At 58.4% G+C, this 12,399-nt stretch carries 5 protein-coding genes; all 5 read right to left on the bottom strand.

What is annotated here, in order from left to right; genetic code table 11:
* Positions 1-90 precede the first annotated feature (90 nt).
* Positions 91-4,956, bottom strand: coding sequence for a PAS domain S-box protein (locus ABYA88_RS01200; protein WP_373184696.1), 4,866 nt, complete (start codon positions 4,954-4,956; stop codon positions 91-93).
* Positions 4,957-5,203: 247 nt separating this feature from the next.
* Entirely contained in the window at positions 5,204-5,602 is a 399-nt protein-coding gene (locus tag ABYA88_RS01195; protein ID WP_373184694.1) for a nuclear transport factor 2 family protein, read from the bottom strand.
* 40 nt (positions 5,603-5,642) lie between these two features.
* The gene (locus tag ABYA88_RS01190; protein ID WP_373184692.1) at positions 5,643-7,445 is read right to left on the bottom strand and encodes an ABC transporter ATP-binding protein/permease; all 1,803 of its coding nucleotides are present in this window, start codon (positions 7,443-7,445) and stop codon (positions 5,643-5,645) included.
* A gap of 174 nt (positions 7,446-7,619) precedes the next feature.
* Complete coding sequence (locus tag ABYA88_RS01185; RefSeq protein WP_373184690.1) at positions 7,620-8,969, bottom strand: hypothetical protein; 1,350 nt, start codon at positions 8,967-8,969, stop codon at positions 7,620-7,622.
* A 289-nt stretch (positions 8,970-9,258) separates the two neighbouring features.
* Positions 9,259-12,384 carry an efflux RND transporter permease subunit gene (locus ABYA88_RS01180; protein ID WP_373184688.1) on the bottom strand — a complete coding sequence of 1,042 codons (3,126 nt, stop codon included), beginning with the start codon at positions 12,382-12,384 and terminating at the stop codon, positions 9,259-9,261.
* Positions 12,385-12,399 lie beyond the last annotated feature (15 nt).

The raw sequence follows: 12,399 nt of genomic DNA, 5'->3' as shown, positions 1-12,399 counted from the left end.
GCAAGCCCCATGATTCATTGAACTTTGTTTTAGTGTAGCTGGTCATAAGCCTCTTCCGTACTTCCGGCTTTGATCGCTGCGTTGCAAATGTCATAAGGGTGTACCCGAGCCAGTTGAGCTGTTTGTGCTTGCTCGCACTACTGTTGTCTCGCGGAAGGTCACACTGAAAACGCTGCCTACCCCGGGTTCACTACGCGCGCTCAACCCGGCCTGATGGCGCTCGGCAATCTTGCGCACGATGGCCAGGCCGATACCGGTACCAGTGAACTGCTGGCGCTCATGCAGACGCTGGAATGGATTGAAGATACGGTCCAAATATTTCTCGTCGAAACCGATGCCGTTGTCGGCAACACTCAGGGTCCAGTTGCCGTCTTCACCGTTTTCACCGTACACCCGGATAACCGGAGATTCATCCTGACGATGAAATTTCAGTGCGTTGCTAAGCAGATTCTGCAACAGCTGGCCGAGTTGACGGACGTCTCCCTGGACGTTCGCCAATGGTTGCCTCTGGATTGTACCGCCGGCGTTTTCGATGGTCGTTTCCATGTCTGCCAGGACTCCGTCTAGAACCCGATCCAGAGACACGACCTCCAGCGCTCCCCCGCGCGTGGTCACCCGCGAATAGCTCAGCAAATCCTGAATCAGATTCTGCATTCGCCCCGACGCCTGGCGCATGCGATTGAGATAGTCCCGGCCTGTCTCGTCGAGCTGGTCCGCGCGCCTCTCCAGCCGTTCGCCAAATGCCTGCACCTTGCGCAGCGGTTCCTGCAGATCATGGGAAGCAATGAAGGCAAAATCCTGCAGCTCACGATTACTGCGCTCAAGTTCTGCCATGGCCATATGCAGTCTCTGCTCACTTTCCTTGCGCTCACTGATGTCGCGAAAGTACACGGACAGACCGTCCTCGAAGGGGTAGGCGCTGATATCAAGCCAGCGCTGCAGGCCCTGGTAATAGACTTCAAAATGCTGGCTCTGCCCCGAAGCCATCGCCTGGTAATAGCGCGGGTAAATCTCGCTAGAGCGCGCCTCGGGAAACATCTCCCACAAATTATGCCCGAGCAGCTCAGCGGCTTCACGCTCAAGCAGATCCTCGGCGCGCTGGTTGATGTAGGTGAAGTGCCAGCCGGCGTCCACCGAGAAAAACGCATCAGTAATGCTGTCGAGGGTATTTTGCATGCGTGATGCCATCCGCTGCAGCTCATTCTCGGTGCGCACCACATCGCTGATGTCCTGCACTGCGCCCTGAATACCGGTAATCTCGCCATCATCGGCGCGCAATGCCTTGCCCATAAGATGCACCCATATCCGCTCGCCAGCCGCATTGAGCGCCTGGCATCGTAGCTCGTAGGGCTCACCATGCGCCATGCAGGATTTCAGTTTCGAGCGCAGTTCCCGGTGGCACTCTGGCACGTAGAGGTCTACTACACGCTCCATCTCGATAACACTACCCGGAGGTATTTGATGAATCGCACAGACTTCATCCGAGAGTATGACCTTGTTGTTTTGCAGGTCGATAATCCAGCCACCGATACGCGCGATGCTACCCGCAATCTCAAACAGGGTCCGATGTTGCTCGAAGACTTTCTCCATATCCCGTTGCGCGGTCACCTCCCGGGCAACCACGTATATGATCCGGTCGTCCCCCAGGGCCGAGTTGAGTTCAAGGGTCTTGACCACGCCGGCAGCACTGCGCACCCGCAGATCAAGACGCTCGACGATCTGACCTCGCGCAAGCTGGTTCATCGCCGCCTCGGCTTTCGGGCGGTCGGCCGCCACGAGGAAGTTGAGATAGGGCTGACCTATCAGCTCTCCAGGCCCGTAACCCAGAGCCTCGATCATTGCGGGGTTTAGCTGTACGAACAAGCCCTTGAGACTGATCATGCAGAACAGGTCCCGAGACAAGCTGAAAAACTGGTCGCGCTCGGCCAGCGCACGCCCCGCCTCTACTTCGGCAGTACGGTCACGCAGGGTGATCAGCCATCCGTCGCCGTTCCCAACAACATGTAAAGGTGCGACGCGATAGGCAATGTGCCGGATTTCCTTCCCCTCTTTCCGGCCTAGCTCGAACTCGCCGGACAGGCCGGTATCTGGAAGATTCAGCCACTCGGCCGGATCTAGCGGCGCCCATTGGCCAAGGTACGACTCGGCATGGGTAATCCGCTGTCCTAGCATCTCACTGGCAGCCGGATTGGCGAAGCCGATCATTCCCTGGGCATTAATGGCAACCAACCCCTCCTGCAGACTGTCAGTGACTGCCTGGGTAAACTCCAGCTGACGCTCCAGATCCCGCTTGGCAGCCTTTATTGCGCGCAGATCCTTGGCAATACCGAATATGCCAACGACCTCGCCATCGATCACCACCGGCAAATTGGAAACGTCCAATTCCAGCAGCGTCCCATCGGCATCCCGGATACTGGTCTCGTAGCGCAGCGGCTCGCCAGCCATGCTGCGATCGAAATTCTCAAGGGTCGCGGTTAACTTTGCAGGATCGACGATCGCCGCGAAATGAGTACCCAATAGGCTTTCCGGAGTCATGCCGGTCAGCGCGTAACCCGATGCATTCATGCTGGTGAACGCGCCGGTGCGGTCGAAGGAAAACACCGCATCGGGGTTGTGCGTGAAAAGCGAGCGGTAGCGCTGTTCGCTGGCAGAGAGCTGTGCCTGGTCTTCCGCACGCTCGAAGGCCAGTGCGGCCATCTGTGTGCAAGTCAGCATCACCTGAGCATCGATACCCGGCAGGCCTTTTTCTGCACAATAGAGTGAGAGCGTGCCCAGGACCGCATTGTTCTTGCTCATCATCGGCATGCACCAGCAGGACAGAAGCTTTGCAGCCAGAGCGACCTCACGATAGTTGGCCCACAGGTCAGACTCGGCAACGTCATCGACCCTGATGGCCTCTCCCCGGTACGCCGCCGTGGCGCAACAACTGGCCCCCTCGGCAAGCACGAGGCCATCGACGATAGCGCAGTATTCAGCAGGCAGGATCGGCGCACTGAGCACTTTGAGCGTGCCGGAGTCCGAGTCAACCATGGTAATGGAAGCGCGGCTACCGGGCAGACGCCGCTCGACCATCGCGCAAATGTTATCCAGTATCTCCGGCAAGGGTTGCATCGCCGAGATCATGCCAAGCACATCTTTCTGGTCCCGTGCAAAACGCTCATCGACCACCAGTATGCTGATATTCCGTCCGACGCAGAAGAGCATGTCGGATTCCGGATCCCAAGCGGCAGACCACATCATATCTACCTGATGGCCGTCGCGATGCCAGTACCTGTTGCGAAAATCACGGATCACCTCGCCACGATGCAGCCCGCTGATCATTTTCATGGTCGCATCGCCGTCGTCGGCAACAATAAATTCCAGAACAGACCTGCCCTGCATGTCCTCCGGCAGATAGCCGAAGATGCTGAGTGACGACTGGCTTACACGCAGGACCCTGCCTTCGGAATCGAGGGCACAAAGAAGGTCCAGCGAATGACGCATGATCTGCTCATTGAACGAATGCAATTCCGCCTGGCGCTGCATATTACTTCGCAATGTGCCGGTCAACCGGCGCAATAAACGGTTGCGGTATATTGCCAGGCTGGTCATGCGTTGAGTAATCATCATCAGCATACCGACCAGCAACAGGAAACCGAACTCGCTCGCAGCCAGGCCACCCCCCCCTCCCGGTGCGTACTCGCGGGCTACCAGCGTCTGTAACTTCCAGGGCTCGCCGTGTTCGAGTTCGAAGCTGCGGGTTTGCACAGGCAGAAATGCGGCTTCGACGGGCAACTCGTTAATTGCCTGACCAGCGTGCTCCACCCGCAGCACCAAAGCCTGCGCCGGGCTGCTCGGGGCATCTGCCAATAGCCCGCGCAGATCCACGCCAGCGGTCAGCAACCAAAACTGACCCTGGAGTCGCAGCGGCATAGCGAGCAGTCCGTAATGGTCCACTCGGCCCTCGAGAAACACCCGGCCCTGCTCTGCACTGATGTGTGACTGGTGCCACAACGTCGCTGGTTCGGTCCTGGCAAGCAATTGTCCGACCGTTGGCGTAACCATCCCTGCCGTCTCCCTGAGAAGCGCCGGATGCAGCTCCGTGTCCAGCATGGCGACAAAGCGCAAATCGTCGTAATCGCGAAGGTAACTGCCAGACTCCTGAAGCCATACGCTGTCTGCGGGCAGCTTATCAACTGTCTCCCAGCGCTCCCCCATGCGTTGCAACAGCCGTTTGCGCGCGTCCAGCTCCCGCACGATATACTGCTCGGCGGTATCGAGCAGAAGGTCGCTGCTTGCTTGCAGGTGACGGATATTGCTTTGCGACAACTGGTGCCAGGTCAGTGCCGCAGCGAAAGCGGTGGCAATACCGAGCACCAGACTGGTACGTGAAAGCCCGAGGGAGCTGGAGGATGGCAAAAAACTCCACGCGAGCATGGCGACACCGGTCAGCCCGGTTACCAGTGCAGCCATGAGGTTAGCGGAAAACTTGAAGCCCAGCCAGAAAGGCAGCGTTAGTATGCCTAGCATGGCCAGGGCCTGGAGCAGACACACCGCCAGCAGCACCACTGCAGCCAGTCGCGCTGCCAGACGGCCGCTCGTACCGCTTGCAAGCAGCGCAAGGGCGGGCAATAGCATCACCGCTGCCAGGCCATCGCGAATACGAAGAAAGCCGCTGAGCAGCGAAACACCCTGGTCGTGACCGCCTGCCAACCATGAATGCACCAGGCTGTAAATGCACAACCCGACAACGCAGATCGCCGGCAGCAGGCGCCACCAGGCAGACCTGCTCAGACAGCCCAAAAGCATCGCGCCCAATAGCATGGCCAGCAACGCGCTGTCCGGCAGCAACATCACGGTGGCTAGAGCGGGCTCGTGCTGCAGCAGAAAGTCACCGCCGGCAAAGAGGCCAAACATCACCAACCCGCAGCCGAGCATGAATAGATAGGTCTGAATCATGATGACGCGCGTGATCACAGAACTTTCCGGACGAGCATGACTCGATGGCCAGGTACGTGGCGGAACAAGGGCTGCAGAGCCCGGGCGGAAGATGTTCTCATTCTTGGACTCCGCGGTCTTGATTGCATGGATCGATGGCACAACACGAACACATGACTAGATTATGACGCCATGTTTCCGTCAATATAGCAAATTGCTATCAGCTCGCGCCATGACTGATTTAGAGTCCAGCCACTAAATGGGCAACAACAGGCTGCCTGCGACATCAGCACCCTGCCTTGAACGCCTCAAGCATCTTTCCCATAGCAGCATGTATCGCGTTGACGGCCTTGAGCGGCCTGACCATGACCTTGAAATCAATTATCTGGCCGGCGTCATTCCACTCGATCATATCTACACCGTTGATCGTAACGCCGTCAATTTCAGTCTGAAACTCCAGCACTGCATGCCTGCCCTGGACGACTTCGCGCAGGTACACGAAATGCCCTGGCTCGTTAAGCACCTTCATCGCTGCCATCAGGTACAGGCGAGTGATCTTTTTCCCGGTCTGGGGCGTGTGCACCACCGGCGAATGAAATACCACGTCATCGGCAAGCAGACTATCCAGCCCCGCCGCGTCCTGATTGCGTACAATCTCGTGCCACTGCTCAATCACCTTGCTCATGGTTCTCTCCTGCTGAAATATTGCTAAAGGCCACCCACTCTCAGAGTCCGGCCGTGTTGTTGTCGGCCGATTCACGCTGCTGGTCAGCCCAGAGCCGGGCGTAGGCTCCCTGCGCCGCCAGCAACTCGGCATGACTCCCCTGTTCCACTACCTGCCCCTGATCGAGCACCAGTATGCGCTCGGCATGCACGATGGTAGAAAGCCGGTGGGCAATTGCCAGCGTGGTGCGCTTGCGCGAAACCAGATTGAGGGCATCAAGAATCAGCCGTTCTGCGTGGGTGTCCAGGGACGACGTCGCCTCGTCCAGTACCAGAATGGGCGGGTCTTTCAACAGCACCCGTGCAATCGCAATCCGCTGCTTTTCTCCACCGGAAAGCTTCAGGCCACGCTCCCCTACCTGGGTGTTGAGCCCATCGGGCAGGCGCCGCACAAAATCTTCAAGCTGCGCCATTTTCAACGCCTGCCAGATCTCCTCCGCGCTTGCACCGGGCCGACCGTAGGCAATGTTGTAGCCAATGGTGTCGTTGAACAGCACCGTATCCTGCGGCACCACCCCGATAGCCTGCCGCAGGCTGTGCTGGGTGACATCACGAATATCCTGGCCATCAATGCGGATGGCACCGCCAGATACGTCGTAAAAGCGGAACAATAATCGCGCCAGCGTGGATTTTCCGGCGCCGCTGGGACCGACGATGGCCAGGGTGTGACCGGCAGGCACCTGGAGACTGACGCCGCGCAGAATCGGCCGCTCGGCGTGATAGGCATGCTCGACGGCGTCGAATTCGACCGCGCCGCCCGTTACCCTCAGCTCCCGCGCGTCTGGCGCATCAGCCACTTTCACCGGGGCTTCCAGCAAACCGAACAAGCGCTCGATATTGGTCAATGCCTCGCGAATCTCTCGGTAGATAAAACCCAGAAAGCCCAGCGGAATAAACAACTGGAGCATATAGGCGTTGATCATCACCAGTTCCCCCAGCGTCATGTCTCCGGCTGCCACCTGATTGGCCGCCATTACCATCATCAGCGTCACTGAGCCGGCAATGATCAGTGCCTGCCCCGAATTCAGCGCAGCCAGCGATAAGCGATTCTTCATCCGCGCGGCTTCCCAGCCCTCCAGATGATGGTCGTATTCCTGGGCCTCGAAACGTTCATTGCCAAAATATTTGACCGTTTCGTAGTTCAGCAGGCTGTCCACCGCTCGCGTATTGGAACTATTGTCCAGTTTGTTGCTCTCGCGCACGAAGCGGTTGCGCCATTCCGTGCACCAGATCGAGAAAGCCCCATAGAACAATACCGAACCGAGCACGGTCAGCGCATACATCGGACTGAAATTGAGCAACAGGATGACCGCGATCAACCCGATTTCAAGCAGGGTGGGGAGAATATTGAACACCATGAAGCGCAGCAAAAAGCTGATACCACTTGTCCCCCGCTCGATATCGCGCGCCAGGCCGCCGGTGCGGCGTGACAGGTGAAAGCCAAGATCCAGCCGGTGCAGGTGCTCGAACACGCGAAGCGATACCCGGCGCATTGCCCGCTCTGCCACACGGGCAAATACCGCATCACGCAGTTCGGAAAAGAACACCGAACCAAAGCGCAGCAAGCCGTAGGCCGCCAGCAGGGCTACAGGCACAAGCACCAGGGCGTCGGAGGTGTCTTCGAAATGCTCGACAATCAGTTTGAGCGCCCATGGCACTGCGACACCAGCCAGCTTGGCCAGCAGCAGAAACCCCATCGCCAGGGCAACCCGACCGCGAAACTCAGTGAGATAGGGAATCAGACTGGTAATGATGCGCCAGTTGACCGGGCCACCGGCATATTGACTGTCTGAATTGGGGCGCACAGGGTTTCCTTGGAAAAAGCGGCTAGCGGCCTTAGTGTGATGCCGCCCTTGGGGATATCAAGGTGACCTGAGCCAGGTCACCCCAAAACCTCCCGTACCTCGAGGTTCAGGCTTGTAGACTGCCGCCTGCAAATGGCTGCTTTCCACTTGCCTCCAGGCAGGCTCTCCGAGCCTTCAGTCCTCGTGCGGAATCGGATCACGGTTGACGTCCCAGCCGACCAGCAGAATGGTGGCCAACACGCCGAACAGCAGACCTATCCAGGGTTCGAAGAACGCCAGTGCGGCGCCAATCAGCACCACGGTGCCGCGGGAAGTGTTGTTCTGCGGAATGGCCATGGCCACATAGGCACAGGCAAAACCGGTCAGCACCAGCGTCAGGGAGAGGGCGATGCCCAGCAGCGGTTGCAGTCCGGTCAGCAAGGGCAACAAAAAGAACATGATCGGCAGGCCCATCAGATAATAGGACGCCAGCCCGCTGTGCAGACTGTTCATGTTCTCCTTGCCCAGCTTCCAGCGCTGGACGATGATCACCTGTACACCTGTCCACATGGCACCCTGCGTGGGAAAGAAAGGTGCGGTCACACCCATCACCGCGTTGCGGATTGCTACCGAAAGGTGGGTGCGGGTCGGGTTGATGTCGACATGCTCATCATGCCTTGCAGTCAGGCCATCGCGAATCACTTCGTTACCGGTAACCATGTCGCCGAACAGAATGACATAAGTGATGATCGCCAGCGGCATGCCCTCCAGGAACATCTGCAGACTCGGCCAGCCAATCGCAAACGGCGACATCTGGGCCCAGGCATCTGCCACCGGCGGAAGCAGTATGCCCCACTGGATATCGTAGGAGACCTCACCGACCATCGGACCGACAATAGCCGCGATCAGAAAGCCCGGCAGTAGGCCCAGCGCCCCAATAATCGCAAACAACTTGTATTTGGCCTTGAGCTTCTGCATCGGTAGCGAGAAGGCAAAGATCAGGCACACGGCACAGGCCAGCGTGATCGCAATCGGCTGCTGCAGTAGAAAACGTTCGGCATCATCAATGAAAACCCGCTTGAGGGCGGCGATTGCGGCGCCAAGAATGATGCCGGCCTTCAGAGTATCCGGTAACCAGAGAACGAACTTCTTGCCCAGGCCGGACACCCCGAGAATGAACAGCAGGCCGGCAAAGTTGAGCGACAGCGCAGTCATCGCCTGCCAGCGCGACGCCGGATCATCGTAGCCACCCAGCACATAGGCCAGCACCAATGGCAATGCCGGAGTGATCCAGCCAGGTGCATAGGGTTCACCGAACACGATAATGGCCGACGCAATGATCGCAGAATGAATCATCGAGACCGCTACTGCTTCCTCAAATCCGAGACCGAAAAACTCCATCATCAAAGGCACCAGAGCCAGACCCGTTGCAGCGGCTACAAAGAGCCCCTGCATGGCTTCCTGCCAATAGAACCGGGTGTGATAGAAAGGGACGCGGAAGGTAAACGGACCCCAGTGCCAACCTGGCTGTTCGGGTTTTGACATTACAGACTCCATGCGTTCGGAATTTCTTGTTGTAAAACAGCCCCAAAAGGAGTGGGCCGTCGGTGTGCGGACCATTATGCCGCTACAGCCTGCAAATGGGCATAGCTGCTACATTCGGCAACAAACGCGACTAGTTGCGACCGAGCGTGGAAAAGCAGGTTACAGCAACGTCGGCAACGCCCGTTCCACGGCGGCTACAGCGTAGCCGCGCGCTCGCAAAGCGAGGCGAAAGCTCTGCGCTAGAGCCTGTTCAGCCATCATCACGGACATGAATAATCGCTATTAATGCTCAGGCATTGCCGCATTTGCTATTCGCCTCCGACTCTTCCTTTTCCAGCCTTTGACGTACCGCGTCCGGCGAGCTGGTACCGCGGGCAAGCAAACTGTATAGCAAAGGAATCACGAACAGGGTCAGTACAGTCGAGACGCTTACCCCCGACACAACAACAATACCGATAACCGAGCGCGTTTCCGCTCCCGCTCCAAACGCGATCACCAGGGGCACCGCACCGGCCACAGTCGTAGCGCCGGTCATCAGGATAGGACGCAAACGCAACGTGCTCGCTTCCAACAGCGCATCATCGAAAGATTTGCCGGCATCACGCAACTGATTGGCAAACTCGACGATCAGGATGCCATTTTTCGCGGCGAGACCAATCAGCATGACCAGGCCTATCTGGCTGTACAGGTTGAGACTGTTCTCGGTAATCCACAGGCCGAACAGTGCACCACCGATCGCTACCGGCACACCCAACATGATGATCAGTGGATGCACGAAGCTTTCGAACTGCGCCGCCAGCACCAGAAACACCACCAGTAGCCCGAGCATGAAGACGAACAGCAGCGAACCGCCGGCCTTGCGCAGATCCAGCGACTGTCCCTTGTAGTCGATCACCAGTGTTTCCGGCAGGTATTCGCGGGCCAGTTGCTCGACATGGTCCAGCGCGTCGCCAAGCGCGACACCATCCTCCAGCGAAGCCTCGATTGTGATGGCCCTGTTGCGGTTGTAGCGATTGAGGGTGGTCGAGCCCGCGTACTCCTTGATACTGACCAGATTGGACAGGGGTATCAGCTCACCGGTGGTATCCGATCTTACGTAGATATTGCGTAGCGAGCTGACGCTGCGCTGCTCCGACCGTTCACCCTCCAGGATCACATCGTATTCTTCGCCATCATCGATGTAGGTGGTGACCCGACGTGAACCGAGCATGGTCTCCAGGGTACGACCAATATTGCTGATATTGACGCCCATATCGGCGGCGCTGTCGTAATCGATGGCAATTTCCAGCTGCGGCTGCGTTTCCTTGTAGTCGGAATCGATATTTACCAGTCCCGGGTTGTCCTCCTTGACCTTGTCCAGCACCGTGTCACGCCATTCGGCTAGCTGCTGGTAATCGCCGGCACCGCCAATCACCAGCTGGAAAGGTTGCGACTGGCCCCCGGCAAAACCCTGACGCATGACCGGGAAAGCACGAACGCCGGTCAGGTCGGCCAGATCCTTTTGTACATTGCCCATGATCTCCCAGCCGCCCCGGCGTTCGGCCCAGTCCTCAAGCACGACAATCACGATCCCGGTATTAAATGTGGTTACCGTTCCGAAAGAGCGTGGCGCACGCACCAGCAAACGGGTCACCTCGCCCTTCTCGACGTACTTCATCATCCGCGACTCTATTTCGTCCATGTAGTCGGTCATGTACTCGTAGGTCGAACCTTCGGGGCCGTTGACGATTATGAAAAACGCGCCGCGATCCTCTCGCGGGGTGTACTCCGAGGGCAACTGGGTGAAGAGCCAGCCGCTGAAGCCGAACAGCGCAACCACGGCAAGAAGCGAGACCCATTTCCAGCGCAGCACGACGATCAGCATGCGCGCATAGATACGTCTACTGGTTACCAGCGTGTTGTCGACCCAGCGGCTCAGGCGATTCTCATCGCCGCGGGATTTGAGCAGCTTCGATGCCAGCATAGGTGACAGCGTCAGGGCCACGAAACTGGAAAAGGCAACCGCAGCCGCCATGGTCAATGCGAACTCCGAAAACAGCCGGCCGATATCGCCCTGCAGAAACGCGATGGGCACAAAGACGGCGATCAATACCAGCGTGGTGGATACCACCGCAAAGGCTACCTGGCGGGAACCCCGGTAGGAGGCTACCAGCGGTGTCTCGCCCTCCTCGTCAATACGTCGCCGGACGTTTTCCAGCACGATGATCGCATCATCCACCACCAGCCCGATGGCGAGCACCAGTGCCAGCAATGTCAGCAGATTCACCGTGAAACCGAACAGCAGCAAGGCGATGAAGGTCGCCGTCATTGATACGGGAACGGTGACCGCCGGAATAAGGATCGCCCGCGGGCTGCCGAGAAACAGGAAGATCGCCAGCACCACCAGCACCAGTGCGATACCCAGTGTGGTGTAGACCTCCTTCACCGCACCCTCGATAAATACCGAGCTGTCAAAACTGGGCAGGATCTGCATACCTTCAGGCAGGGTCGTGTTCAGGTCCGCTACCAGCGCCGAGGACACACGGGATACTTCGAGCGTATTGGCTGTCGACTGGCGCTCCAGCCCGATACCGACCATGGGTACAGTGTTACCGCGGAACAGGTTGCGATCTTCTTCGGTACCGCGCTCCACCCGAGCCACATCGCCCAGGCGCACTAGATAGTTATCCGGACCGCGGGCGATTACCAACCGGGCAAAATCATCCGCGGTCTCGAACGAGCGGGCCACCCGTGCGGTGAACTGGCGGGTGCGCGATTCGATCGAGCCGGCGGGCAATTCGACGTTCCCGGCGCGCAACGCGGCTTCCACATCCGCAGCAGTCAGGTCGCGCGCGGCCAGAGCCTGCCGGTCGAGCCATACCCGCATCGCATAGCGCTGCGAGCCACCAACCCGCACACGCGCGACGCCATCCAGCGTTGAAAAGCGGTCCACCAGGTAGCGTTCCGCATAGTCCGTGAGCTCCGGCAAGGTGAGCCGCTCACTGGTCAGGTTCCACCAGATGATGACTTCCTGATTGGCATCGAGCTTCTGTACTTCCGGCGGATCGGCTTCGGCGGGCAAGTCGTCGAGAATGCCTGACACCCGGTCACGAATGTCGTTTGCTGCTTCATTGACGTCCTTGCTGATCGCAAACCGCACTGTTATCTGCGAACGCCCATCCTGGCTCTGGGACTCGATGTACTCGACACCCTCCACGCCAGCGATACGCTCCTCGACGATCTGGGTGATCTGCGAGTCCACCACGCTGGCCGCAGCGCCGCGGTAGTTTGTTTCCACGGTGACTACAGGCGGGTCGATATCGGGATATTCGCGCAGCGGCAGCATGCTGAATGCCACCAGCCCGAAGATCACCAACAGCAGGGCCAGAACACTGGCGAATACTGGCCTTTTGACCGACGTATCGGAAAGAATCATTTCGATTGCTCCGGG

The sequence above is a fragment of the Halopseudomonas sp. genome, from assembly GCF_041579695.1.
Lineage (GTDB): Bacteria > Pseudomonadota > Gammaproteobacteria > Pseudomonadales > Pseudomonadaceae > Halopseudomonas.
This window is presented reverse-complemented; position numbering and strand designations above follow the sequence as displayed.

Bases quoted from the DNA above. Each gene is read 5' to 3' on its own strand.
- ABYA88_RS01180 (WP_373184688.1), bottom strand. From the start codon at position 12,384: ATGATTCTTTCCGATACGTCGGTCAAAAGGCCAGTATTCGCCAGTGTT.
- ABYA88_RS01185 (WP_373184690.1), bottom strand. From the start codon at position 8,969: ATGTCAAAACCCGAACAGCCAGGTTGGCACTGGGGTCCGTTTACCTTC.
- ABYA88_RS01195 (WP_373184694.1), bottom strand. From the start codon at position 5,602: ATGAGCAAGGTGATTGAGCAGTGGCACGAGATTGTACGCAATCAGGAC.